Origin of the sequence: Rhodococcus sp. WWJCD1, from assembly GCF_002258735.1 — a bacterium.
Lineage (GTDB): Bacteria > Actinomycetota > Actinomycetes > Mycobacteriales > Mycobacteriaceae > Rhodococcoides.
In genome coordinates, this window is sequence record NZ_NOXY01000025.1 from 163,643 (window position 1) to 189,214 (window position 25,572).

Here is a 25,572-nt window from a genome sequence, read left to right on the forward strand (position 1 = left end):
AGATACTGACCGGGTTCGGCGGCCGGACTCATCGCGCAGAACCTGTCGCCAGGCTCGAGTAGGGTCGTCACGAGTCCGAAATCGGGCTCTCGGCTACGGACAGGCAGGGGATCGCAACGGTGTTGACGCTCCACCGCGCCGAGCGCGCAAGAACCCTTGCCGACGCGCTCGCCGATGTCCTGTCCGTGCCGTTGGACGACTGCTTCACCCCCGAGATCGTGTCGGTTCCGGCCAAGGGTGTCGAGCGGTGGCTCACTCAACGACTCTCGAGCACCTTGGGCAGTCCGGACGGTGACGGCATCGCCGCGAACATCGATTTTCCGAGCCCGGCAAGGCTGGTCTCACGCGCGGTCGGCGCGGTCGACGACATCGACCCGGACGACGATCCGTGGGCAATGGGCCGAGTGCTCTGGACTGCTCTGAGCGTCATCGACGAGTGCCGCACCGAACCGTGGGCGGCGGTGCTGTTCGAGCATCTGGGGGCGGGGTCCGAGGACCACCGTGCCGGGCGTCGCTGGTCGACGGCATCTCATGTGGCAGAGCTGTTCCGTGCGTACGGTTCTCAACGACCTCAGATGATTCGTGATTGGTTCACCGGACGATTCACCGACGGCCTCGGCGGCGATCTCGACGACGACCTGCAGTGGCAACCGCGAGTGTGGAAACTGGTGCGGGAGCGGATCGGCAGTCCCAGCCCCGCCGAGCGGCTGCCCGAGACGTGCGCTCGGCTACGTGATGAGCCGGACTCGGTGGACCTACCGAGTCGGTTGTCGGTCTTCGGGCCCACCCGATTGACGACCGATCAGCTCGACATACTGGGCGCGCTCTCGGAGCACCGCGACGTACACATCTGGGTTCCGCATCCCAGCCCGTCCATGTGGAACGCCCTGGAGAACATTCCTGCGGTGACGCGGCGACGAGACGATGCGACGGCCCTTGCCGTCGAGCATCCGCTGTTGGCCAGTCTGTCTCGAGACGTCCGGGAACTGCAGGCCACCACCGGATCGGTCGCGGCGCACTCGGTCCATCACGAGGGTCCCGAGATCGCGAACACCCTACTTGGCCGGATCCAATCGGACATCGCTGCCGACGTCTCACCCACTGCCGCAATGGAATCCGACGACCACGTGACGACGACGGATGACACGGTGCAGATTCACGCATGTCACGGACCCGCCCGGCAGGTCGAAGTTCTGCGTGAGTCGCTGCTGCATCTCTTCGCCGGCGACCCCACACTCGAACCGCGGGACGTGCTGGTGATGTGCCCGGACGTCGAGACCTACGCGCCGTTGATTCGCGCCAACTTCGGGCAGGCTGCGCTGGTGCATCCGGGACACCGCCTGCGTGTGCGACTCGCCGACCGGGGCTTGCGCCGCACCAACCCCGTGCTCGATGTCATCGCGACTGTTCTGGACTTCGCCGAAGGCCGGGTGACGGCGAGCGAGCTGCTCGACTTCGCTGCCAGCGGTCCGGTCCGAGAGAAGTTCTCGCTCACCGACGACGATCTCGAGCGACTCCGCGAATGGGTGACGACCTCCGGTGCGCGCTGGGGTTTGACCGTGAGACAACGAGAAGCGTTCGGTCTGAGCGGTTTTCGGCAGAACACGTTCAAATCTGCCCTCGACCGGATCCTCCTGGGCGTGGCGGCCGACGAGACCCACAACGAGTATCTCGACCTTGCGCTGCCTCTCGACGACGTCGACAGCAACGACATCGCGCTCGCCGGCCGTTTCGCCGAGCTGGTCGATCGGCTCGCCTCGGTACTGCGAGCGCTTGCCGGTCCGGCGTCGGTGACCGAGTGGACGCGGCAACTGGGCCGCGCACTCGATCTGCTCGCCGACGTGCCTACTGCCGAAGAATGGCAACTGGCACAAGCACATCGCGAGATCTCCGACGCCACCGAACACGGCGGGTCGGTGGAGCTGCGACTGGCGGACGTGCGCTCCATGCTGGCCAGGAGACTGGCCGGACGACCCACGAGAGCGAACTTCCGCACCGGCGAGCTGACCGTGTGCACCATGGTTCCGATGCGATCGGTACCGCACCGAGTGGTGGTGCTCCTCGGGCTCGACGACGAGGTGTTCCCGCGAGTGGGAAGTATCGACGGAGATGACATCCTGGCCCGCGACCCCGCACTCGGCGAACGAGACATTCGAAGTGAGGATCGGCAACTGCTGCTCGACGCGGTGATGTCGGCCGAGGAGAAGCTCCTGCTGTTCTACACCGGTGCAGACCCGGTCGACGGGTCGGTCAAGCCGCCCGCGATTCCGCTGCGCGAGCTCATGGACGTGCTCGAGGTGACCGCGGGTCGAAGCGTCGAACATCGGCATCCGCTGCAGCCGTTCGATCCCCACAACTTCGAGGCCGAACGTCCGTTCAGTTTCGACACGGTCGCGCTGGCCGGAGCGGTCTCGCAGCAACGTGCGCCCCAGCCCGTGCCTCCGTTCCTGCCCGCAGCGCTCCCGCCTGCCGATCGAGGCGATGTGGAACTCGCCGATGTGATCGCCTTCGTCGAGAACCCGGTGCAGGCGTTTCTCCGCCAGCGGCTCGGCTTTCGTGTTCCCGAGCTCGAGGACGACCTGGCAGACAGTCTCGACATCGAGTTGGACCCGTTGTCCCGGTGGAACATCGGCGATCGGATGCTTGCCGCGGTGCTCGCGGGCGGAGACATCGGAGAATTCGCCGACGCCGAATGGCGCCGAGGAACCCTTCCGCCGTTTCATCAGGGCCGACGCGAGATGTCCGACATCCGACAGATCGTCGGAATCATCGCCGACGCGGCCGCGCCGTTCCACGAAGGCCCGGCCGACACCACAGACGTTTCGGTCGATCTCGGAGATGGACGACGCCTGACCGGAACGGTCACCGGAATTCATGGCCGTGTTCTGGCGCGTTCGTCCTATTCTCGCCTCGCCGCGAAGCATCGACTGGCCGCGTGGGTGCGGTTGCTGGCGGTGGCCGCATCCGAGCCGGGGGAGTGGAGCGCCGTCACCATCGGACGGGCGAGCGGTATGAGGCCTCCTCGTCGATCGCGACTGACGGCACCGCGCGATCCCATTGCCACCCTGCGCGAACTGGTGGATCTGCGTGATCGCGGATTGGCGTCGCCGCTGCCGATATCGACCGGCACTGCATCGGCGTACGCGGAGAAGCGGTTCGGCGGCGGATCCATCGAGGACGGTTACGACTCGGCCAGCTGGGCATGGCGGGGAGATTTCGGCGACGGAAACGATCGCTCCTTGCGGTACGTGCACGGTCCGACCCTGTCGTTCCAGACACTGCTGGCCGCGACCCCGCTCGCCGATGAAACCGACCCGTCCAACGAGACGAGCCGCTTCGGCGTCCTCGCCCGCACACTGTGGGACCCGTTGTTGACGGCCGAGAACATGGGGAACGCATGACCACCCCGCACGGATTCGATCTGCTCGGTCCAATGCCTATCGGAACCACCGTGCTCGAAGCCAGCGCCGGTACCGGCAAGACCTACGCGATCGTCGGACTGGCCGCGCGCTATGTCGCCGAGGGCATCGCCGAAATTTCCGACCTGCTTCTGGTGACGTTCAGCCGGGCCGCAACCCAGGAACTCCGCGATCGCACTCGCAGCAGATTCGCCTCGATCGCGCAGCACCTTGCAGACCCGGAAGCTGCTCGTGCAGAACGAGATCCATTGGTGTCGTTCCTGGCATCGGCCGAGGACGCCGAGGTGGAACGCCGTCGCAGAAGACTGCGAAAGGCACTGTCGGACTTCGATGCCGGGACCATCGTCACCACCCACAGCTTCTGTCAGCGCATGCTCGACGGGCTCGGAATCGCGGGGGAGCGCGAACCGGAATCGACATTCGTCGAATCCGTGTCCGATCTACTCGAGCAGGTCGTGGACGACCTGTACCTGCAGATGTTCAGTGGCGACGACGAACCGCCGGCATTCAGTAGGCGGGATGCGCACCAGTTGGCCTTGGCGGCCGTGGGCGACCAGCAGTCGATTCTGTACCCCGACACAGAAAATCTCGACGGGGACGACGGTAACCGCGAGCCGGCGCTCCGCGTGCAGTTCGCCCGAGAAGCGCGGCGGGAACTGGAACGTCGCAAACGGCTGCTCGGGGTGCGTGACTACAACGATCTACTCGGACTCCTGCATTCGGTGTTGTCCGATCCCGTGCACGGTGAGGCCGCCTGTGCGCGAGTGCGAGACCGGTTTCGAGTGGTGCTGATCGACGAGTTCCAGGACACGGACCCGATGCAGTGGGACATTCTGCGACGGGCGTTTCACGGATCGACGACGCTGATTCTCGTCGGCGATCCGAAGCAGGCGATCTACGCATTCCGCGGGGCAGAGGTGCTCAGTTACCTCGATGCGGTCGGATCGGCAGACTACCTGTACGAGCTCACGGCCAACTGGCGCAGTGATTCCGGGCTACTCGATGCGCTGCACCATCTGTACGGCGGCGCAGCCCTCGGACACGACGACATCGTGGTTCACCGTGTCGAAGCGCGAAACCCACCGTCGCGGATGGCCGGACACACCCCGCTGCGGCTGCGCTATCTTCCGAGAACCGGTGCAGGTCCCCTGCGACAGGGGTTTCCGGCAGTCGATCGACTCCGCTCCAAGGTCGCGGCCGACGTCGCGGCGGACATCGTCGAGCTGCTGTCCAGCCGTGCCACGATCGACCGACCGGACGGACCCCGGGCGATCGAACCGCGCGACGTCGCCGTGCTGACCCGAACTACCAAGCAGGTGGGGCTGATTCGAGACGCGCTGGACGCAGTGGGCGTCCCGTCGGTTGTGTCCAGCAGCACCAGCGTGTTCGGCACCGAGAGCGCTCGACACTGGTTGTGGCTGCTGCAGGCGATCGAGCAACCGCATCGCACCGACCGCGTTCGTCTCGCCGCCCTTACCCCTTTGCTCGGGTGGACTGCCGCTCAGCTCGACTCCGGAGCCGAGGATGCTCTGTCCCAGGTCAGCAGCCGACTGCGTGAATATTCGATACTCTTCGACGAGGCGGGGTTCGCTGCAGTATTCGAGCGAGTGTCGGCCCAGTCCGGACTCGACGCCCGTTTGCTCGCAGTCGACGCGGGCGAACGGACCATGACCGATCTGCGGCATATCGCCCAACTGCTCAATCGCGCAGCAGTATCCGAGTCGTTCGGCATCATCGCACTCACTCGCTGGCTGACCGACCGCATCAAGGAACCGGCAGCCGGTGGATCCAGCGACCGCAGCCGACGACTCGACAGCGATTCCGCCGCAGTGCAAATCATGACGACACACGGCAGTAAGGGGCTCGAATTCCCCGTCGTCTATTTGCCGTATGCCTGGGACACGTTGTTCTTCAGCAAGCCGTCGACGCTGCTGCTGCACGAGAACGGCGACCGGATTCGAGACGTCGGTGGACCGTCGGGAGTGGGCTACGCGGCCAGAAAGATGATCAACGACCAGGAGGAAGCAGGCGAGGAACTGCGGTTGCTCTACGTCGGCCTGACCCGGGCGGAGAGCCAGATAGTGCTGTGGTGGGCACCGGGCCGCAATACCGCCACGTCGTCGCTGCATCGCATGCTGTTCGGCCGCATCCCTGGGATTCCCCAACCGGAGCCGTCGTACAAGGTCCTCGACGATGCAACCACCGCGAACCGGCTTCAATCCTGGGTCGGGTCCGCTGCCGACATCATCTCCATCGAACCTGTGGGGCCGGGTGCACCGTCCACGCGGCATTGGGTCAGACCCGGCGAACCGTTACTCGACATTGCCGCCGCGCGGTTCGACCGAACTCTGGACATGTTGTGGCGTCGAACGTCATACTCCGCGTTGACAGCTCATGCCCATGACGCGGCGCACGTTCAGCCGGAGGTGGGGGTGACAAGCGAGGCCGAGCATCCCGAGAAGACCGACGAGCCGGCCGAACCTCAGTCGAACAGTGACTACACAGAAGATTCCAGGTTGGAGGGAATCGAGTCGCCGATGAACGGCATGCCCGCCGGCGCCGCATTCGGAACGCTCGTGCACGAGGCGCTCGAACACGTGGACACCTCCGCTCCCGACTTGCTTACCGAGCTCGAACTTCGCTGCAGTGCAGCGGTCGCGTCGCGCATGGCCGAGGTCGATCCAGTGGCGTTGGCCGCAGCCCTTCTGCCGGTGATGCACACGCCGTTGGGCTTCGGGACGCTTGCCGACATCGCGCCTTCCGACCACTTGGCAGAGCTGGACTTCGAGCTGCCGTTGGCCGGCGGTGATGATCCGGTGGCAGCGACGGTCACCCTGAAATCCGTTGCGCGGCTGATGCGTCGGCACCTCGATGTTGCCGACCCGCTCGCGTCCTACCCCGATCTGCTCGACGGTATCGAAGAAACACCCCTGCGCGGCTTTCTCACCGGAAGTATCGACTCGGTTCTACGAGTGCCCGGGCCGCGCTACGTGGTGGTGGACTACAAGACCAACCGGCTCGCCCGAGGTGATCTGACGACAGGCAACTTCACCCGGGAGAAGATGGCTCAAGAGATGATGCGCTCGCACTATCCGCTGCAGGCAATTCTGTATGCCGTTGCGCTGCATCGATATCTGCGGTGGCGTCAACCGGGCTACGACCCCCAGGAACACCTCGGCGGAGTTCGGTACCTGTTCGTGCGGGGCATGGTGGGGCCGCACACTCCTGCCGGGTGTGGGGTGTTCGACTGGAATCCGTCCGCGGCGCTGGTGGTCGAGCTCTCGGATCTGCTTGCCGGAAAGGCGAATCGATGACGAGCGTGACCACCGCACTGCGCGGCAGCGGCCTTCTGCGTACGTTCAACGATGCAGGTGTACTCACCGCCGCCGATGTGCACGTGGCATTACGTCTGGGCGCGCTTGCCGGGGAGTCGTCGGAGCATGTGCTCTTGGCCGCTGCACTGACGGTGCGTGCCGTGCGATCGGGATCGGTGTGCCTCGATCTGCGCCGACTGCGAGATGTGACGGTCGACGAGGAATCCGACGTCGATCCAGGCGCGCTTCCGTGGCCCGATCTCGTCGAGGTCCTCGGCGCACTGTCGGCCAGTCCCCTGGTCGTCGGCAGTGCAAACGGACCGTTGACGCCGCTGAAACTCGTTCACACCGATGAGGGTGAACTCCTGTATTTGGATCGGTATCACCTGCAGGAGAGCACGGTTCGTGATGCTCTCGAGCAGCGATCGCAGTCTCACCCGCGGTCCGATGCCGCCGAGATCAGCCGTGCTCTCACCGAGTTGTTCGTCGACGAATCGGGTGCGCCCACTGTTGCTCCCGATCGTCAGCGGATAGCGGCAGCCCTGGCAGCGACCCAATGGACCACGGTCATCGCAGGCGGGCCGGGAACCGGTAAGACCCACACGGTGGCTCGGATTCTGGCGTTGCTCGTCCGGGAACACGGAAGCGATCTGCGCATCGGGTTGGCGGCACCCACAGGCAAGGCCGCAGCCCGATTGCAGGAGTCGGTGTCCGAACAAGCGGAGCTCCTCGGACTGCCGGTAGACCTTAAGGCGATGACACTGCACCGGCTTCTGGGCTGGAAGCCCGGCAGCAAGACGAGGTTTCGCCACGACGGGGAGAACCGCCTGCCCTACGACGTCATCGTCGTGGACGAAACATCGATGGTGTCACTGACGATGATGTGCCGGCTGCTCGAAGCCGTCCGCCCCGAATCACGCTTGATCCTGGTCGGTGACCCGGACCAGTTGACGTCCGTCGACGCAGGCGCGGTGCTGGCGGACCTCGTGGCCCGGCCGGTCACCGGCACCGAGAACCCGGTGCTGGCGCAGCTCGTCGACGACGATTTCGCCGCAGCGGAGGATCCGGCCGAGGCAGCCCTGAGCCCGTTCGAGCGGGACCGATTGCGCGGCGGCGTCGTGCGGCTCAGTCGAGGCAGACGGTTCGGCGGGGCAATCGCCCAGTTGGCTGTGGCCGTGCGCGACGGCCGGGGCGACGACGTGATGGCGCTGCTCGAGTCCGGCGCAGAAGAAATTTCCTTTCATGGCCCCGACGACGTGGATGCGCTGCGTTCCGACGTGATCGAGACCGCAGCCGAGGTCACCGCCGCCGCAGCAGCCGGAGATGCCTCCGCGGCGCTTCTGGGTCTGGAGAAGCATCGCCTGCTGTGCGCGCACCGCGAGGGCCGATGGGGTGTCGCGCGATGGGATCGGCAGGCGATGGAGTGGGTGGGGGAGTACAGCGGAACTTTTCTCGATCCGTCACTGTGGTACCCCGGTCAGCCACTGTTGGTGACGGCAAACGATCACGAAGCGCGGATATACAACGGCGACACCGGCGTTGTGGTGTTGGGAGACAACGGAACCCCGATGGCAGCGTTCGCTCGCGGGCGCGGCCATGTGCTGATCCACCCGAACGTGCTCTCGTCGGTTCACACGGTGTACGCGATGACGATCCACCGCAGTCAGGGCAGTCAGTACGACACCGTCTCGGTTCTTCTCCCCGCCGAGGCATCGACACTGCTGACCCGAGAGTTGCTCTACACCGCAATCACTCGCGCGCGATCGCACGTGCGGGTTATCGGCACCGAGGATGCCATTCGCGCGGGCGTCGAGCGTCAGGTGTTACGGGCGAGCGGTCTGCGACGAACGATCCTGTAACTCCGGTCAGCGGCACGCGTGCCGGGCCTCGTTCATCGCGGCGTCGATGCTTCGTGCGACCGAAAGCCAGGTGCGAGCCAGGCTGGACCACACAGCCACCGAGTCGTCTCGACCCGCGCCGGCCGACCCCCGGGCCTGCGTGGCAGCCGAGCGATGGAGGGCCACGGCACGAGCCTTGAGATCGTCGAGGTCACTGTTGACGCAGACGGATCGAACGGCGTGTGGGTCGACTCGACGACCTGTCAACTGACACAGCGCCTGCAGCGAGCCCAGCTCGGCAGGAACCTCGGAGGGCGTCTCGGAAGAGTCGGCCGACGTGGCGGTCTCGGCCGCAGAGGCGACGAGCCCCCGCTGCAGGTCCCTCGGCCCAGACGACACGCCATCGGCTGCGACGCCCCAGACACTGAGAAACGAGGGGTGCGGAACGTTCCAGATCTCGCGGAACGCAAGCGTGATCATCTCGGCAACGAGCGCGGCATCGGCTCGTGAGTCGGTTCGCGTGAGATCGATGACCGATCCGTCGGCGATCGGCTTGCCGCGGTTCAGCCATCCGAACTCGACCAACTGCACGTCCATGGCCGACGTCTCCGGGGCGTCCGGGTAGAGCAGCGAAGGAATCGCCGCAACGGTGACCAGGACGCCGGTGTCCGTCGCCGCCACATCGATATACGGCCGTAACCCACGTTCGCCGGGGCTGGCCTGAGCGGCCGTCACCGTGACGTAGTCACGTCTGGGCAGGGACCGTAGGCACGCGTGCAGATTCTCGGTGAACGTGGCCCACGCGAGCGCGGTAGTGGAGTCGAAATGGCCGTTCTGCAGTGCGTTCACGGTGCAAACCCTCTTCTCGGACGAGAACTGATGCCTGTGGGTTCAGACGGTAGCGAGGGGGTCCGACAAGAACGCTGGTCTCAGTAGACGTCCCGCAGATAGCGCTTGGTCTGCTTGAGTTCGTTGACGTAGTCCTCGGCGGCGTCGGGGGAGCGGCCGCCGTGCTCGGCGACGATCTCGTGCAGTGCTTCGTCGACGCCCTTCGACATACGGGCCGCGTCGCCGCACACGTAGAGATGCGCACCTGCCTCGAGCCAGCCGTACAGCTGCTTGCCTGCCTCGATCATGCGGTGCTGCACGTAGATCTTCTCGTGCTGATCGCGTGAGAACGCCACATCCAGTCGATTCAGCAGACCGTCGCGCTCGAACTCGACGAGCTCGTCCTCGTAGAGGAAATCACTCGACCGATGCTGATCTCCGAAGAACAGCCAGTTGTCTCCCGCGGCACCTCGCGCGCGCCGCTCGTGCAGAAATGCTCGAAACGGTGCCACTCCGGTTCCGGGCCCGATCATGATGATCGGGGTGTCGTCATCGGGCAGGCGGAACGACTTGTTGGCCGACAGGAACACGCCTGCCTCGTTTCCGTCGCCGACTCGATCGGCGAGGTACGTCGAACAGACGCCGCCGCGGTCACGCTCGGCCGACCGGTATCGAACGGTGGACACCGTCAGATGCACGGTGCCTTCGTGGGCGATCGGTGACGACGAGATCGAGTAGACGCGATGCTGCAGTGGACGCAGCAAGCCGAGAAATTCGGCGGGATCGAAGGCAGGTGACCGGTCGAGGTCGAGAACGTCCACGACGTCACGTCCCCACGTCCAAGCGTCGAACGATGCTCGGTCGCCGTTCTGCAGGACGTGATCGAGTTCTGCGTCGCCGGCGTGTTCGGCCACGGCCTCGATCAGGTCCATGGACGGGATACCGATTTCGTATTCCGTCGTCAGCGCCTGTGCGAGCGTGATTTCTCCGGACTTGGTGTGCACGGCGGTGTCGGCGGGCACTCCGAGCCGGTCGACGACGGCCGAGACGAGTGCTGGGTCGTTGACGGGTTTGACGGCGAAACCATCCCCGGCTTGGTAAGCGATACCGCTGTCGCCCAGCGCGATCGCGAAGTGCCGAACTTCCTTTGCCGACGTGGGACCGGACAGGCGTCGATTACTCAGAATCTGTGCGCGATAGGGATTCTTCCGATTCCACGGTGATCGCTTGGGTGCGGCCTTGGTGGTGCCGAGATCGCCGGTTGCAGCGTCGATGTCCTGTACCTGCCTTGCAATTGCCGTCGTCACGGTCTGTGACGGGTGGAGGGTCGAACCTTCTGAAACCCTAGTGGGGACCGCTCGAACTGCGGTGCAGGACCTCGATACCGTCGGCCGAGTAGGCGACCTCGTACCCGTCGGACAGCGCCCGGTCGATCGCCTGACGGTCACCGGCCTCGTCGGTCGGCCAGCCGGCAGGCCGCGCGCGATTGACGACGATCCAGTCCGGGACGGTCGAATCGGTGGCGCGTTGGGGAAAGACCGAGACGTCGTGGTCGGCGACGAGTTGGGCCACAAGATTGTTCGACGCTGCAACCTGGTCATCGGCGGGAATCCACTCCGAGATCTCCCGGGCGGTCGCGGCCTGCGGATCGATCGTCCATTCCTGTGCGTGCACCATGCGCGCCATCGGTAGGAACGGCAACGCCACGACTGCGAAGACGGCCACGAACGCGACGATGTAATGACGACCGCGTTCGGTGAGCTGACCGTGTCGGTGACTGCGTGCGAACGCGTCGAGCAGAGCGATGAACACGATCACCATCAGGGTCGCGTTGTAGTGGTAGATCGGCTTCCAGAAGTTGGTGTTGTCGCTGAGAAAGCGCCATGCGACCGTCGGGACGGCGATCAGCAGGAGCGGCGAGCGCAGGGCGAAGAATCCGGTGACCGCGAGCAGCAGAAAGGCTGTGGCCGCCCGAGAATCGCCGGCAACCAGGCCGTGTGCGGTGTCCGCGATGCCTTCGCCCAGCGGGGGCAGCTTCGAGCCCTGGTCGTACGAGTTGTCGGAGCTGAGCATCGGGATGATCATCTTGACGGCGAGAATCACCCAGGTCAGGCCCCATACGGCAGTCAGTATCCCGAGGATTCGGGTTCGACCGCCGGCCCACAGCGCCACCAGTGCGCCGATCACGACGACCGTCAGACCCATGTCCTCCTTGACGAAGACCAGCGGCAGAGCCCAGGCCAGGGCGGGCAGCCAACGCTGACGAACGAGGGCGACCATCGACATCGCCAGCAGAGGCATCGCGAACGCCACTTCGTGGAAGTCGAAATTCAGCGCCGCTTGAACGCCCCAGGACAGTCCGAACGCCGCCGCGATCACGGCACCGGTAACCGCCCCGAACTTCTGTGTTGCCAGCCTGCTGATGGGGATCACGGCCAACGCGAACAACACGGCTTGGGCGATCAGCAACGTCTCGGCGTGTGGAAACACCCGGTAGACGGGTCCCAGCAGCGCGGTGATGGGCGAGAAGTGATCACCGAGCGTGTTGTAGCCGGTACCCAGAAGATCGGAGGTCGGTGCACGAAACTGCGAGTACGAGGCGACCTGTTGGACGAATATCCCCAGGTCGAATCCGGACGTACGGAGTTGCCGATGGCCGAGCACGGACATCGTCGCGTACAGCGGTGCCAGGACGACGAACGCGAGAGCCGGCACGATCGTCTCTGCAGTACGGATCCTCGTACGCCAGTCAAGGGGTGCGGTGTCGATGTCGGTGACAACCGTGGATTTCTCGATAGTGGTCACGAGGACCGATGTCTACAGCACGGACGTGAGATGTTCCTGAGAACCGCAGGTCAGCGCTTACGCTTCTTCGCGGGTTTGCGACGCGGCGGCTGTGAGGTGAGGTGGTAGTAGAGAGCGTCCTCGGAATCCTCGACGACCACATCGATGTAGTCGCCCACCTCCAGATAATCGTCGACGGCAATTCTGTCGGTCGAGCCGATGACGGCTTTCACGGAACGAGCGGGTACCAGCCCTCGGCGTCCGTCCGGACCGACTGCGAGGGCGTACCGGGGACCGGTGCGGGTGACCCGGGCACGAATGAAATCCGGATCCTTCGGGATGGGGTCGGCCGCGAGGACGTTGCCGTCCTTCGATGCGGCGGTCAGTGAATCGAGCTGTGCCGCGAGATCGTCGGCCATTGCATCCACCTGGTCGAGCAGGTGGGCCATGTGCGCGGCGTAGTCGGTGTGCTTCTTGGTGGGCTTGAGAGCCTCGCCCGGCTTGTACATGTCTTCGTGAGTCAGCTCGCCCCACGCGTCCTGCAGGCGTGTCTTGACCTGTACTTCTACTTTCACATCGAGGTCGCCCTGATGCGTGGCAACTCGAACGACCAGCACTGCGTGGTAGGCGCGGTAGCCACTGGGCTTGGGAAAGGCAACGTAATCGGTGGGTGGTTGCGCAAACCGCACCGAGCATTCCGGGTCGTTGCATGCACGCTCGAGCGCTGCGACGAACGTCAGTTGATCGCGCGGGGTCTTGCACAGCACCTTGACGCCGACCAGATCGGGTAGGGCTTCGGCAACGGCGTCCGCGTCGGTCGGTTCGGTGATCCGGCCCTCGGAGACGTAACGGCGCAATTTGTCTGCGGATCGTCCCGGGTCCTTGATGCGCGCCGTCTGTGCGTTCAGTCGATCTCGATCGACGTCTTCGAGTATCTCGTCGGCGATGGTCTCGAGGAAATTCTGCGCGGTGACGAGAGCGGCTTCCCACGCCCGGCGGCGCTGCAGGTACAGCTCCTCGACCAAGTCGTCGATGCTCGTTGCCGATGTCACGATGCCGAGGTTAACCCAGATATGTGGGCAAACCTCTACGTGGCGCGCATTCGAGCTGTGAGGCGTCTGCCTCCGGTCTAGGCTGTGCCGCATGACCGTGGCCTCCGTGCAGCAGGACGACTTCCTCGCGCAGTTCGATCCGTTCCGTCGAGAGCTGCTCGCGCACTGCTACCGCATGACCGGATCGATTCACGACGCCGAGGATCTGTTGCAGGAAACGTACATTCGCGCGTGGCGTGGCTACGAGAAATACGAAGGGCGCTCGTCGCTGCGCACCTGGCTGTATCGAATCGCCACCAATACCTGTCTCACTGCTCTCGACGGTCGGTCGAAGCGTCCGCTCCCGACCGGCTTGGGGGCACCGAGTTCCGGCCCTACCGACGAACTCGTACAGAACAACGAGGTTCCATGGCTCGAACCGATCGCCGATTCGGATCTGGCCGACTCGAGTGATCCCGCCTCCATCGTGGTGGCGCGTGAATCGGTGCGCCTCGCCTTGGTGGCGTCCCTGCAACACCTGTCTCCCCGGCAGCGAGCGGTCTTGTTGATGCGCGAAGTGTTGCAGTGGAAGGCGTCGGAAGTCGCCGAGGTTCTCGCCACGACGACGACCGCGGTCAACAGCTTGCTGCAGCGAGCCAGGGAGCGACTCGACGAGATTGCGCCCGAACTCGACGATGTCGAGCCCATCGGATCCGACGAGCTGCAGGAACTGCTGACGCAGTATGTGGAGTGTTTCGAGAACTACGACATCGACCGCTTGGTCACGCTGTTCACCTCGGACGCGGTGTGGGAGATGCCGCCGTTCGTCGGGTGGTACCAGGGTGCCGAGACGATCGGATCGCTCATCCGAAACAATTGCCCGGCCAACGGCGCGGGCGACATGCGGATGAGGCCTACTCGTGCCAACGGCCAACCCGCGTACGGGCTGTACATGCTGGGTGAGGACGGTGTCCATCGGCCGTTCCAGCTGCACGTTCTCGACGTCGACGCCAGAGGGGTCGGGCACGTGGCCTGCTTCTTCGATCTGACTCTGTTCGATCGATTCGGCCTGCCCGACCGCCTCTGAACGCCTGCCGCTCAGCTCTGGGGAACCGCCGAAGGATCCATCCACATCACTTCCCAGACGTGGTTGTCGAGATCCCGGAACGCTCGGCCGTACATGAATCCGTGATCCTGGGGCTCCATCCACTTGGACCCGCCCGCAGCGATCGCTGAGTCGGTGAGCGAATCCACTTCGTCGCGGCTGTCGGCGGAGATGCACATCAGGACCTCACGAGCCGAGCTCGTGTCGCAGATCGAATCGGAGATGAAGTCCTCGAAACGAGATGTGGCCAGAAACATCACCGTCGCTTGGTCGCTGACGATCATGGAGGCGGTGTTCTCGTCGCTGAAGACGTCGTTGAAAGCGAACCCGAGTCCCTCGAAGAACGAACGGGTGGCGACGACGTCGCGAACGGGCATGTTGGCGAACAGCATACGGGACATGGGTACACCTTCTCTGTGAGAACAGCTGCGTGCGACCGTCGAACAACGGTCTTGCTTCTACTGACAGCAGTCGGTGTCGAAAGTCACCGGCACACACCTGCAGACACGACGCGACCCCGCCGAGCGATGCTCGACGGGGTCGCGGACTGCGAAGCTGAAAGGGGGAGTGTGAAGAACTACCGCGTCATCTGTGCAAGACGGGACAGCATCCGTGAGAACACGTGGCCGTCGTTGCCGAGATCGAGGTAAGCATCGGCAACGGAATCCGACGTGGTGGTGTCGGAAGTCGCCGCAGCGAGGGTGCGCGCCATGCGCGTGCGACGCTCGATGGCGTCGAGGATGGTGGCGTCGAGCGTTGACACTTCGTCGAAGAGCTGGTCGACGTCGGTTGTCGCAATGTCGGCGGTGTCGGTGCCAATTGCCAGCGAATCGATCTGAACAGTCACATCGTCTCCTTTTGTTCGCGTCCTGAGGTGTGAGTCGTTCTGCCGAACGGAACCGTTACAGCCCGACTCGAGTTAAAACGATGTTTCGTCGCCCAGTCCAAGATGCCCACTCGACCGGCCTGGGCCAACCTCTCGAGGGTGTGATGCTCGATACAGTCCGGTCGGTTCCCCCGACCTGCAGGTATTCCTGCGGGTCCGTCAGCGGGATTGTGACGACGCCGTTCCGGGTAGCCCCGTTGACGAATCACGTCGACATCGAGGAGTGAACGATGCAGTACGACTACCTGATCATCGGCGGGGGAATGGTTGCCGACAGTGCAGCTCGCGGGATCCGCGAGCGCGACACCTCCGGCTCCATCGGCATTCTCGGGGCCGATTCCGACGAGCCGTACACCCGGCCCGCGCTTTCGAAGAAGCTGTGGACCGACTCGGACTTCGGTCGCGATCAGGTTCCGCTCGACACTGCTTCCGACACCGACGCACAGGTGCACACCGGAACGCGGGTGGCGTCGATCGACCGGTCGAATTCCTCGGTGACGACGGACCAGGGAGAACGTTACGAGTACGGGACTCTGCTCGTGGCAACGGGAGCCGAACCGACGCGAATCGAGCTCGCGCCCAGTCCGCGGGTGGTGTACTTCCGCACCTTCGCCGACTACCGGGCGCTGCGTGAATTGACGAAGACCGCCGATCACATCGCCGTGGTCGGGGGCGGATACATCGGCACCGAGATCGCTTCTGCCCTTTCTCTCCAGGGCGTGAAGGTCACTCTCGTGACATCCGACGCCGTAGTCGGCGCGCACATGTTCCCGCCGAGCCTGGCTGCCGTTTTCGACAAGGGATTCGCCGATCACGGAGTCACCGTGCGCCGAGGAACGAAAGTGACCTCCGGTGCCGAGGCGTCGGCCCGCGTCCAACTGCAACTCGACGACGGTTCCACACTCGAGGCGGACGGGGTCGTGTTCGGTCTCGGTGTGCGGCCCAGCACCGATCTGGCCGACGCTGCCGGACTGTTGGTGGACGACGGCATCGTGGTCGACGAATTCTTGAGGACCGAGGACGACCACGTCTACGCGGCCGGTGATGTGGCGAATTATCCCGACGCCATTCTCGGCCGTCGACGCGTCGAGCACGTGGACAACGCCACGGAGATGGGCAAGGCCGCCGGACGCAACATGGCCGGGGCGGCCGAGCCGTACTCCTACACCCCGTACTTCTACTCCGATATCTACGACGACGGCTACCAGGCCATCGGCACGCTGTCCACGTCGTTGAGCACCGTCGAGGATTGGAAGTCGGTCGGCAAGGAGGGCGTTGTGTACTACCTCGACGACGAGGCCGTCGTTCGCGGTGTGCTGATGTGGAACGTCTGGGAAGGTCTCGATGTGGCGCGCACGCTTCTCGCCGACAAGAAGCCGCAGACCGAGCAATCGCTCCGCGGGCTGATCTGAATTTCTGGAACACTCGAAAGCGAGCGGACCAGCGACGGTTGGGCGTGACCTAGGAGAGACGATGTCCGAGTTCGATGGCAGTGGGTCGGCCGAGCAGCGCGCCCGATTCGACGACGAAGTTCACAGCCGCTGTGCCGACTGCCGGTTGCCCGGACATTCCGAGCCGCTGTCCGACGCGGCCGCCATCGCTGTCGCGGCCGGGCGGGTGGACGAGCCCACGCGTGCAGTGCTGATCAATCGATGGCACGCGGGACGCTCGCTGCCGTCGATCGGGGGGTTCGGCACGTTGCGAAATCTGGTCGACGAGCGCGATCGGTGGCTCGCCAAGGACACGACGAGTAAGCCAGGGTCGGCGCTGGTGTACCGAGTGCGGGTTGCCGAGTTGACCAAGCGCATCAACCATCAGCGCACCACGGTGGTGATGTCGAATCGGCACTACGCCACCGGGGTGCGTGCGGCACGGAAGGAGCGTCGGGAAGGTCTGCATCTCGATCTCGATCAACGGGATTCGGTCTTCGACGCACTGATGAGGACGCCTGCACCACGCCGGTTCGGTCCGGTTGCGGAGCGCGGCCTGTCGTTGGTGGACGCGGCCACGGATCGCGTGAGCATGCTTGCGCGCCGAACTCCTGTGGGTGACCGGGTCGAATGGGCAACCGGCGTGGTCGATCAGTTCGTCGATCGCAAGGACGATCGGTTCGTCGATCGATACGACACTCTGCTCTTTCTGGCGGGAACATCGTTCGACCGAGTGCGCCGTTCGCCGGCATGGCAGTCCACGTACTTCGAGATTCAGCGCAATCAACTCGACCTGTTCGTCGAGCTCACCGAGATCTCGGTCGACGCCACCTCCCTGCGCACGGTAGCGACCGAGTTGAACCGGATCGGTGAGACGATGGTCGACGAGGAGACCGCCGCTCAGGTCGAATCACGGCGTGGCGCATTGGAAGTGGTGTGGACGCAGCTGACCGGTCGGGTAGCCGCGTTGGTCCGCCTGGCAAATCTGGTCGAGTCGTCCGAAAGCGAGGCTCGAACTTCCGACGCGATGACCCGTGCCCACAGTCTGGACGATCGTATCGACGATCTGGTGGGCCGATCGGGTAGCCGGGAAATGTCTGCCGAGAACACACATTTCGTCGGTGATCAGGTGCGGACGCAGTGGCGCGATTAGGTGCCGCCGAGGCACACAACCGCGCCACTGGCTCTAGGCGATGATCGCGAAGAGGATTCCCGCGACGGCGAAGCTGACTACGGACAGGATCGTCTCGAGGACCGTCCACGTCTGCAGTGTCTGCTTGACGGTGAGATTGAAGAATTTCGAGATGATCCAGAAACCGCCGTCGTTGACGTGGCTGGCAATGATCGAACCCGCCGCGATGGACATGGCGATCAGCGCAACGGCCGGAGCGGAGTAATCCTGGGCTGCCACCAGTGGTCCGACGATGCCGCCGGTAGTCACGATGGCCACGGTTGCCGACCCTTGCGCGACCCTGAGCGCACAGCTGATGATGTACGCCAACACGATGATGGGAAGACCTGCGGCCGCCATGGTGTCGGCCAGGGCCGTGCCGATACCCGTGGCGGAGATGACCTTTCCGAAGAACGCGCCTGCGCCGACCACCAGGAGCAGCATGCCCACCGGACGAAGGGACTCTCCGGTCAGCTTGCTGAGTTCCTGGACCGTGGACCCGCGTCGAATGCCCAGCACGTAGAACGCGATCAGGACTGCGATGAGAAGCGCGACGGCCGGGGTGCCGAAGAACGTCAGTACTTCGAGTAGGTTGCCGGGATCGAGCAGGATGCTGCCGAATGTGGCACCGAGGATCAAGACCAGAGGAACGGCGATAATTGCACCGATGGTTCCCACCGACGGCGGCGTCGTGATCACCGGACGCTTCGTTGCTACCGTGCCGGTGCCATCGCCATCTGCGGTCGTGTCGTCTCCGTCGTTGATGAAGTCCTCGGGAACGTCGACGATGATTCGCTTGCCGATCCAATTACCCCACACCAGGCCCGCAGCGATGAAACCGGGAATGCCGCAGATGAACCCGAACAGGATGAGCCATCCCAAGTTGACTTCGAGCAAGCCGCCGAGGGCAACCGGCCCGGGATGCGGCGGTAGGAATGCGTGCGTCATGGACAGACCTGCCAGCATCGGCAGCGCGTAGAGGACCAGCGACTTTCCGCCCTGGCGTGCCGCCACGTAGACCAGCGGAGCCAGCACGAAGATGCCGATGTCGAAGAAGACCGGAATGCCGAAGATCAAGCCCAGCAGGCCCATTGCTATGGGTGCACCGCGTTCTCCGAACACCCCCAGGAGCTTTGCGGTCAATGCCTGTGCGCCACCGGACTTTTCGAGGATCGCGCCGAGCACGGTACCCAATCCGATGATGACTGCAATGTGTCCGAGGATTCCACCGAAGCCGGTTTCGAGCAAGGACTCGTTGCTCTTGATCGCGGTGCCGACTATCTCGTTGACGGGCAGACCAGCGGCGAGGGCCAGCCCGAGACCGACGATGAGGAGCGCGATGAACGGTTCGAGCTTGACCTTGATGATGACTACCAGTAGCACGGCAATTGCGATGCCGCACAGTACGAGTAGACCTGGTGTGGAGGTTCTGAGCCAGTCGACCACAGAATTCATGACGAGCCTTCCTTGATGTCTGCGCTGATAGCTGCCACGAACGCTTGGGCTCGTGCAGTGATGTCGCCCCACTGGGCGTTGGCGACCGATGCCGGTGGAACCACATCGGTGCCTGCGGTCACGGCCACGGCACCGGCCGCGAGGAACTGGGCGGCATTGCCTGTGTTCACGCCGCCGGACGGAACGAGTTTGGCGTCCGGAAATGGACCGAGCAGATCCTTGAAATACGCCGGCCCGACAGTCCGTGCTGGAAAGACTTTGACCACGTTCGCCCCGAGATCGAGTGCGGTCATCACCTCGGACGGGGTGAGTGCGCCCATCATCAGCGGGATTCCGGCATCGGTGACCACTGCGGCGACCTCGGGTCGCAGGCCTGGCGTGACGACGAACCGTGCGCCGGCGTCGACCGCGGACCGCGCCTGATCGGCGGTCAGTACGGTACCGGCCCCCACGACGGCACCAGCATCGGACGCGGCTCGGATCAGTTCGAGAACTCCGGGAGTGGTGAAGGTCAGCTCGAGTGCGCGAATTCCCCCGCGCGCGAGCGCATCTGCCAACGCCGCGGGATCGGAGATGTGCGGGGCACGGACCACCGACAGTGCGCGGTCCTCGAGAATTGTCGACAGTGCGTTCATGACGTCTGCTTTCGGGTGGAATCCATGCGCAGGGCGTGGCCCGCCAGTGCGTGGGTGGAGCGGCGATCGTCGACGGCGAATGCGCCGTTCACCATGACGTGGCTGATTCCCTCGGCTTGTTGTTTCGGGTTCTCGAAGGTGGCTGTATCGCGCACGGTCGCCGGGTCGAACAGGACGAGATCGGCTGCATGGCCTTCGGCAATCGTGCCGCGTCCGTGCAGCCGTAGCCGAGCAGCCGGGCGTCCGGTCAAGTGATTGATGCAATCCTCCAATGAAAGAAGCTGCTCGTCGCGCACGTAGTGCCCGAGGTAGCGAGGGAAAGTGCCCCAGGCCCGAGGGTGCGGTTTCTCGCCCACCAGAATCGCGTCGCTGCCACCCATGTGGTGCGGATGCGCCATGATCTCGCGCACGTTCTCCTCGTGCCCGACGTGCTGCAGAATCGTCGTGGCCAGCGCATCGCGGCGAAGGAAGTCGAAGAACACGTTCACCGGTGAGCGTCCTTCGTCGGACGCGATGTCGGACATCGTGCGGCCGACGTAGCGATCGAGTTCGGGATTGGCCACACCACTGAGTTGGATGGTGTCCCACTCGACCGTGACTCCATGGCAACCGTCGGACCCGTTCACGTCGACATCCCGCTCGATGCGCTGTCGCATGTCCGGGTCGTCGAGCCGTTCCAGGGCTCGGTCCGGGCCACCGGACATCGCCCAGCTCGGCAGTAAAGCAGACAGTGTGGTGGCTCCAGGCAGATACGGGTACGTGTCGAGGGTGACGTCGCATCCGTCGGCGATTGCGGAGTCGACGCGGTCGAGGAACTCACGTGCTCTTCCACGATTGACTCCGAAGTTCATCGTGGCGTGCGTCAGATGCAGCGCGCATCCCGTATCCCGGGAGAGATCGAGCATTTCCTGGTAAGCGTCGAGCGCGCCGGCACCGTACGATCGGGTATGGGGCGCGTAGAACCCACCGAACTCGGCGACGACCTCGCACAGTGCGCGTAATTCGCTTGTGTCCGCATACATTCCGGGCGTGTAGGTCAAACCGCTCGACATCCCGACAGCGCCCTCCTGCAGGCCCTGCGCCAACAATTCCTGCATGTGGGCGATCTCGGACGGCGTCGCCGGTCGCTGGTCCGCACCCACCGCGAGGTAGCGCAATGTGCCTTGAGGGACGAGATACGCAGCGTTCGGGGTGATGCCCTGGTCCAGTCGCGCGAGGTACTCCGAGACCGACCGCCACGAGAAGTCGAGGTCGACGGGATTGCCGTTCCATCCGGCGATCTGACGTCGCACCACGTCGAGTGTGGCGTCGTCGATCGGGGCGTAGGCGATGCCGTCCTGCCCGATGACCTCGGTTGTGACGCCCTGACTGATCTTCGGGAAATGATTGGGGTCGGTCAGCAGTCGAAGGTCGGAATGGGCGTGCATATCGATGAACCCGGGGGAGAGGACCTGACCGGGCGAGGCGTCGATGATTCTGTCGGCCCCGGGCACATCTCCGGGCTCGACGATCGACGTGATGACACCGTCGCGCACGAGGACGTCGCGCTGCAATCGTGGCGATCCGGTGCCGTCGATGACGTCGGCACCTCGAAAGAGAGTACTAGGCATAGGATTTCGGCTCTCTAGAAGAATGTGTGAACGAGATCGACCACTCGTGGATCGTCGCTGTCCGCGTCGTCGATCACGGGAACGAGACGCCATTTGTCGAATGCGGTGCAGGGATGTGACAGACCCAGTCGAACCACCGACCCCACCGGCAGTGCCGCCGCACTTTCTGCCGGTAGTCGTAGGAACGCATGTTGGTCGTTCAGAGCGGTCACCTCGGCTCCTGGGTCGAGCAGCTCGTTCCCTCTGATGTGTTGCGGCACGGGCATTCCCTCGTCGAACGGGAAGTCCCTTTTGCCTGCGTCGAGCAATGCGAGACCTGGCTCGGGGCGGGAGACGGCGCGCGCCCATCCGTGCATCGCCGAGGTCAGTGGCGCGTCGGTGCGGGCGGGAGTGAGTGGAGAAATCTGTGAGTAGAAGCCGTCGTCGTGCACCACGTAAGCACCCGAGCGAAGCACCACGTCGGTGCGTACGCCATCTTCCGTGGTGAGCGAATGCAGTCGCTCGACAACGAGATCTTGATAGGCGCTGCCGCCCGCGGTCACCACCGCGTGCTCGCCGTACAGCCCCTCGGCGTCGAGTGCGCGATGGAGATCGGCGACCTGGTCGAGGTACTTTCGGACTGCCTCGAGGCCGTCCTCGGAGCGGTCGTGGCTCAGTGCTCCCTCGTAACCGCCGACGCCGGCCAAGGTCAGGCGTGACGACGCCGCGATCGCACGGGCAACGGACACTGCTTCCTCGATCGTGCGTGCGCCGGTACGGCCGTGTGGGCCACCGAGTTCGACGATCACCGAAATGGGGCGCTGCCCCTGTGTCGCCAGAATGCGGTCCATCTCGTGCACCGTCGCGACACTGTCTGCCCAGCAGTAGAACTCGAACGTGGGATGCGAATCCAGTTCGGCTGCAACCCACGTCAACGCGACGGGGTCGATCTCGGCGTTGGCGAGGACGATGCGTCCGACCCCGAATGCGCGTGCCACCTGAACTTGCCACCCGGTTGCGAGGGTGATCGCCCAGCTTCCGGCATCGAGCTGTTGTTTCCACAGCTGAGGGGCCATCGACGTCTTGCCGTGGGGCGCGAGCAGCACCCCCGCGCGTGCCGTCCAGTCGGCCATGACCGAGATGTTCGACGCCATACGCGCACGATCGAGGGTGAGCACCGGGGTCGTGAATTCGGAAAGCCGGGGAGACGTGGCGAGAAAGCTCTCGACGGTATGCCCCCACGACCGTGGTGGAAGCGATTTGTGCTCGGGCCCGAGGGTTCGTCGACTCAGTTCTTCGACGGCATCCGTGTCGATCACGTTCGTTCCTCCATTGAAAGATCTCCGTGCGTTGCGCATTGTGCAACGATGGTTGCGCAATATGTTTATGCTTTGTAGTCTGCAACGACATGCAGCGTTCCCGCAAGACTTCGAGGAGATCGACGTGAAAACACCCCGAGCGGTGTGTGTAGGTGAAGGCCTCGTCGTTCTGGTTGCCGAAGCGGGTCCGCTGGAGAACTCGAAAACGTTTCATCGCACGTCCGGCGGCGCCGAAGCGAACGTCGCCAGGGTGTTCGGTCAGTTGGGTGTCGATGCTGCGTGGGTCTCTCGGGTGGGTAACGACGGCTTCGGCCGGTACCTGGTCCGGCAATTGGCGGACGCAGGCGTCGATACTTCGGGCGTGGCGATCGACGACGAGCGCCCCACGGGTATGTACATCAAAGAGCGCGGCTCGGGTTCCGGTGACCGATACGACCTCGCGTCCGGAGACAGCGCGATGACCTATTTTCGGGCCGGATCGGCCGCGAGCGCACTGTCGCCCAGCGACATCACCGAGGTGGCTTCTGAACTGGTATCCCGAGCCGACCTGATTCATTTCACGGGAATTACAGTGGCCATCTCGGACAGTGCGGCCGAACTGACCAGAGCACTGATGGACCGATCCACCACCGTGAGCTTCGACTTGAACTATCGGCCGGCGCTGTGGAAGTCGCGATCGGGCAAAGCCGCGGACGTACTCGGCGAGCATGTCCGCGGAAGCGATGTGGTCTCGATGGGGTCCGACGAAGCTGCGCTGGTGTTCGGGACGTCGGATCCGGCCGAGTTGCGTCGGATGTTCCCCCAACCGCAGCACTTGGTGATCAAGAACGACGCGCACACAGTGACGGCGTTCGAGGGCGCAGCTCGAGTCGATGTACCGGCACTGAAACTGGATGTCGTCGAAAAGATCGGTGCGGGAGATGCTTTCGCGGGTGGCTACTTGACGGCATTGCTGCTGGGAAGGAGTGCTGTCGAGCGTGTTCGGTTCGGTCACCTGTGTGCGGCGGGTGCGCTCACCGGGCACGGCGATATCGCGTCTGTACTGCCTCTCGACGTGCTGATCCGGCTGGCCGAACTCGACGACGCCGAATGGGCGACACTGGACTACGCGGCCACTGCCGCCCGTTGTTCGGAGGTGTCGCAGTGAGTCAAAGCCTCTCGCGGGCGCTGACGATCCTCGGTTTGCTCGGTGACGGATCGAAATCGCTGGACGAGCTGGCGACGGTTCTCGACGTGCACAAGACCACCGTGCTGCGGCTGCTTCGCACCATGGAAAGCGACCGATTCGTTCAGCACGATGCCGATCACCGGTATCAACTCGGATCGAGACTCTTCGAGTTGGCCAACCACGCATTGGAACAGCGCGACATACGGAGCGTCGCCCGGCAACACCTGGCGGAACTCAACACGATCACCGGTCAGACCATCCACTTGGCGACGTACGAAGCGGGTGAGGTGATCTACATCGACAAATTCGACGCCAAACAGAGCGTGCGGATGTATTCGCGGGTCGGCAAGCCTGCGCCGTTGCACTGCACAGCCGTCGGGAAGATCTTGATCGCTGCGCGCCCACGGGCAGAGCGTGAGCAGATTGCGCACCGCATCACCTACACGCCGTTCACCGAACGAACCATCACAACGGCTGAGCAATATCTGCGTGAGCTGGACCTCGTCCTCTCGCAAGGATTTGCCGAGGACCGCGAGGAGCACGAGTCGTTCGTCAACTGCGTCGGCTCCGCTGTGCGCAACGGAACCGGTGACGTCGTGGCCGCAGTCTCGATGTCGGTACCCGACATGCTGCTCGACCACGAACAAGTACTGAAGACGCTGCCCGAGGTGCAACGGACCGCGGCTGCAATCTCCGAGGGGCTGGGCTGGCGGCCGCAGGAACTCCAGGACCGTATGACAACCGACAAGAGCCCGATGGAAGGAAAAAAATGAGCGAGAAGATCGAAATCCGCACCACAGGTGCCCCGGCACCCGCCCACACGTTCTCCCAGGGAGTACGGAAGGGCCCGTTCGTGCAGGTATCCGGACAGGGCCCGGTGGATCCTGCTACCAGCGAATACCTGTACCCAGGCGATGTCGCCGCGCAGACCACTCGCACTCTCGAAAACGTCAAAGCCATCGTCGAGGCCGGCGGTGCGACGTTCGACGACGTCGTGATGCTGCGCGTGTACCTGACCAAGCGTGAGGACTTCTCGATCATGAACGACGCTTACGGCGCTTTTGTCTCCGCACACACCTCCGGCGACGTACTGCCGAGCCGCACCACGGTGTTCACGGGACTGCCGAGGGAAGAGATGTTGGTCGAGATCGATGCCGTTGCGATCGTCTGACGGACCTCGTACCGGGTCGCCTGGTCAGATGTTCACGCAGAAATTACATCTGACCAGGCGATTTGCGTATGTGTTGGTCTTCGCGTAACTTTTGTCGAGTCAGAGCGACACGGACACCGACCCGGTCTTCACGGACAGGGACAACGAGGTTGTACGGAGTATGTACTGAACAACCCAGGCAAGGCTCGAATGTAATGAGCCATGTCTGGGGTTCGAGCGTGTAAGCCCCGGCGTTACCGTGTGAACGGTGGCAATGGTGTGTGCGTGTTCTTTGAGAACTCAACAGTGTGTCGATGAATGTCAGTGCCGAATTTTTGTTTGGTGAAAGCGTTCGATGTATCAGCCATCCGCTTGTGGTGGTTGTTGTCGGGTGTTGTTTGAAAATGCTAGTTGAGTTTATTTGCTAGTGATTTGACTTGATGTCTTTGA

General features: G+C 63.9%; 18 protein-coding genes and 1 pseudogene. 9 read left to right on the forward strand and 10 right to left on the reverse strand.

Going from position 1 to position 25,572, the window contains the following annotated elements; all coding sequences use genetic code 11:
* The first annotated feature begins 119 nt into the window (after nucleotides 1–119).
* Genes recC through recD form a run of 3 tightly spaced genes read left to right on the forward strand, consistent with a single transcriptional unit; the run spans nucleotide 120 to nucleotide 8,592 of the window.
* Nucleotides 120–3,401, forward strand: a complete 3,282-nt coding sequence (gene recC / locus CH286_RS18020) for an exodeoxyribonuclease V subunit gamma (RefSeq protein ID WP_094609999.1) — start codon at nucleotides 120–122, stop codon at nucleotides 3,399–3,401.
* Nucleotides 3,398–6,733 (forward strand): UvrD-helicase domain-containing protein, encoded by a 3,336-nt coding sequence (locus CH286_RS18025; RefSeq protein ID WP_094610000.1) that lies wholly within the window; start codon nucleotides 3,398–3,400, stop codon nucleotides 6,731–6,733. The genes recC and CH286_RS18025 overlap by 4 nt, the downstream gene beginning before the upstream one ends.
* The gene (recD, locus tag CH286_RS18030; protein ID WP_094610001.1) at nucleotides 6,730–8,592 is read left to right on the forward strand and encodes an exodeoxyribonuclease V subunit alpha; all 1,863 of its coding nucleotides are present in this window, start codon (nucleotides 6,730–6,732) and stop codon (nucleotides 8,590–8,592) included. Before CH286_RS18025 ends, recD begins: the two co-directional genes overlap by 4 nt.
* Nucleotides 8,593–8,598: 6 nt before the next feature.
* On the opposite strand, the gene CH286_RS18035 is transcribed toward recD, so the two are convergent.
* From CH286_RS18035 to CH286_RS18050, 4 genes and pseudogenes are all read right to left on the reverse strand, one after another.
* Nucleotides 8,599–9,420: a TY-Chap domain-containing protein gene (locus CH286_RS18035; protein ID WP_094610002.1), complete on the reverse strand. Its 822-nt coding sequence runs from the start codon at nucleotides 9,418–9,420 to the stop codon at nucleotides 8,599–8,601.
* An 80-nt stretch (nucleotides 9,421–9,500) separates the two neighbouring features.
* Nucleotides 9,501–10,670 (reverse strand): annotated as a pseudogene (locus CH286_RS18040) (sulfite reductase subunit alpha); the annotation flags it as partial.
* Between the two features lie 73 nt (nucleotides 10,671–10,743).
* Nucleotides 10,744–12,204 carry a DUF2079 domain-containing protein gene (locus CH286_RS18045; protein ID WP_094610004.1) on the reverse strand — a complete coding sequence of 487 codons (1,461 nt, stop codon included), beginning with the start codon at nucleotides 12,202–12,204 and terminating at the stop codon, nucleotides 10,744–10,746.
* Nucleotides 12,205–12,254: 50 nt separating this feature from the next.
* Nucleotides 12,255–13,235, reverse strand: coding sequence for a GTP pyrophosphokinase (locus CH286_RS18050; RefSeq protein ID WP_094610005.1), 981 nt, complete (start codon nucleotides 13,233–13,235; stop codon nucleotides 12,255–12,257).
* A 91-nt stretch (nucleotides 13,236–13,326) separates the two neighbouring features.
* Between CH286_RS18050 and CH286_RS18055 the strand changes: the two genes are divergently transcribed.
* The gene (locus CH286_RS18055) at nucleotides 13,327–14,301 is read left to right on the forward strand and encodes a sigma-70 family RNA polymerase sigma factor (RefSeq protein ID WP_037148318.1); all 975 of its coding nucleotides are present in this window, start codon (nucleotides 13,327–13,329) and stop codon (nucleotides 14,299–14,301) included.
* Between the two features lie 11 nt (nucleotides 14,302–14,312).
* On the opposite strand, the gene CH286_RS18060 is transcribed toward CH286_RS18055, so the two are convergent.
* Nucleotides 14,313–14,720 carry a VOC family protein gene (locus CH286_RS18060; protein WP_032402687.1) on the reverse strand — a complete coding sequence of 136 codons (408 nt, stop codon included), beginning with the start codon at nucleotides 14,718–14,720 and terminating at the stop codon, nucleotides 14,313–14,315.
* A 176-nt stretch (nucleotides 14,721–14,896) separates the two neighbouring features.
* Nucleotides 14,897–15,166: a hypothetical protein gene (locus CH286_RS18065; RefSeq protein WP_032379669.1), complete on the reverse strand. Its 270-nt coding sequence runs from the start codon at nucleotides 15,164–15,166 to the stop codon at nucleotides 14,897–14,899.
* Nucleotides 15,167–15,435: 269 nt separating this feature from the next.
* Between CH286_RS18065 and CH286_RS18070 the strand changes: the two genes are divergently transcribed.
* Nucleotides 15,436–16,617 carry an NAD(P)/FAD-dependent oxidoreductase gene (locus CH286_RS18070; RefSeq protein WP_094610006.1) on the forward strand — a complete coding sequence of 394 codons (1,182 nt, stop codon included), beginning with the start codon at nucleotides 15,436–15,438 and terminating at the stop codon, nucleotides 16,615–16,617.
* A 61-nt stretch (nucleotides 16,618–16,678) separates the two neighbouring features.
* Nucleotides 16,679–17,788: a hypothetical protein gene (locus CH286_RS18075; RefSeq protein WP_094610007.1), complete on the forward strand. Its 1,110-nt coding sequence runs from the start codon at nucleotides 16,679–16,681 to the stop codon at nucleotides 17,786–17,788.
* A 33-nt stretch (nucleotides 17,789–17,821) separates the two neighbouring features.
* Here CH286_RS18075 and CH286_RS18080 read toward each other — a convergent pair whose 3' ends face one another.
* From CH286_RS18080 to CH286_RS18095, 4 genes are read right to left on the reverse strand one after another with little or no spacing between them, the layout of a single operon-like run.
* The gene (locus CH286_RS18080) at nucleotides 17,822–19,261 is read right to left on the reverse strand and encodes a GntP family permease (protein WP_037148311.1); all 1,440 of its coding nucleotides are present in this window, start codon (nucleotides 19,259–19,261) and stop codon (nucleotides 17,822–17,824) included.
* Complete coding sequence (locus tag CH286_RS18085) at nucleotides 19,258–19,896, reverse strand: bifunctional 4-hydroxy-2-oxoglutarate aldolase/2-dehydro-3-deoxy-phosphogluconate aldolase (RefSeq protein WP_094610008.1); 639 nt, start codon at nucleotides 19,894–19,896, stop codon at nucleotides 19,258–19,260. The genes CH286_RS18080 and CH286_RS18085 overlap by 4 nt, the downstream gene beginning before the upstream one ends.
* On the reverse strand, nucleotides 19,893–21,506 hold the full coding sequence (locus tag CH286_RS18090) for an N-acyl-D-amino-acid deacylase family protein (RefSeq protein WP_094610009.1): 1,614 nt from the start codon (nucleotides 21,504–21,506) through the stop codon (nucleotides 19,893–19,895). The genes CH286_RS18085 and CH286_RS18090 overlap by 4 nt, the downstream gene beginning before the upstream one ends.
* Before the next feature lie 14 nt (nucleotides 21,507–21,520).
* Nucleotides 21,521–22,843: an alanine racemase gene (locus CH286_RS18095; protein ID WP_032402694.1), complete on the reverse strand. Its 1,323-nt coding sequence runs from the start codon at nucleotides 22,841–22,843 to the stop codon at nucleotides 21,521–21,523.
* Nucleotides 22,844–22,928: 85 nt separating this feature from the next.
* Here CH286_RS18095 and CH286_RS18100 point away from each other — a divergent pair, with 85 nt between their 5' ends.
* From CH286_RS18100 to CH286_RS18110, 3 genes are read left to right on the forward strand one after another with little or no spacing between them, the layout of a single operon-like run.
* On the forward strand, nucleotides 22,929–23,951 hold the full coding sequence (locus CH286_RS18100; protein WP_230592436.1) for a sugar kinase: 1,023 nt from the start codon (nucleotides 22,929–22,931) through the stop codon (nucleotides 23,949–23,951).
* Entirely contained in the window at nucleotides 23,948–24,745 is a 798-nt protein-coding gene (locus tag CH286_RS18105) for an IclR family transcriptional regulator (protein WP_037148304.1), read from the forward strand. The genes CH286_RS18100 and CH286_RS18105 overlap by 4 nt, the downstream gene beginning before the upstream one ends.
* A complete protein-coding gene (locus CH286_RS18110; protein ID WP_032379662.1) occupies nucleotides 24,742–25,143 on the forward strand; it encodes a RidA family protein in 402 nt (133 codons plus the stop codon). Before CH286_RS18105 ends, CH286_RS18110 begins: the two co-directional genes overlap by 4 nt.
* Nucleotides 25,144–25,572 lie beyond the last annotated feature (429 nt).

Coding starts and splice junctions, on each gene's coding strand:
- CH286_RS18025 (WP_094610000.1), top strand. CDS start 3,398: ATGACCACCCCGCACGGATTCGATCTGCTCGGTCCAATGCCTATCGGA.
- recD (WP_094610001.1), top strand. CDS start 6,730: ATGACGAGCGTGACCACCGCACTGCGCGGCAGCGGCCTTCTGCGTACG.
- CH286_RS18055 (WP_037148318.1), top strand. CDS start 13,327: ATGACCGTGGCCTCCGTGCAGCAGGACGACTTCCTCGCGCAGTTCGAT.
- CH286_RS18060 (WP_032402687.1), bottom strand. CDS start 14,720: ATGTCCCGTATGCTGTTCGCCAACATGCCCGTTCGCGACGTCGTCGCC.
- CH286_RS18070 (WP_094610006.1), top strand. CDS start 15,436: ATGCAGTACGACTACCTGATCATCGGCGGGGGAATGGTTGCCGACAGT.
- CH286_RS18075 (WP_094610007.1), top strand. CDS start 16,679: ATGTCCGAGTTCGATGGCAGTGGGTCGGCCGAGCAGCGCGCCCGATTC.
- CH286_RS18080 (WP_037148311.1), bottom strand. CDS start 19,261: ATGAATTCTGTGGTCGACTGGCTCAGAACCTCCACACCAGGTCTACTC.
- CH286_RS18085 (WP_094610008.1), bottom strand. CDS start 19,896: ATGAACGCACTGTCGACAATTCTCGAGGACCGCGCACTGTCGGTGGTC.
- CH286_RS18090 (WP_094610009.1), bottom strand. CDS start 21,506: ATGCCTAGTACTCTCTTTCGAGGTGCCGACGTCATCGACGGCACCGGA.
- CH286_RS18095 (WP_032402694.1), bottom strand. CDS start 22,843: ATGCGCAACGCACGGAGATCTTTCAATGGAGGAACGAACGTGATCGAC.
- CH286_RS18110 (WP_032379662.1), top strand. CDS start 24,742: ATGAGCGAGAAGATCGAAATCCGCACCACAGGTGCCCCGGCACCCGCC.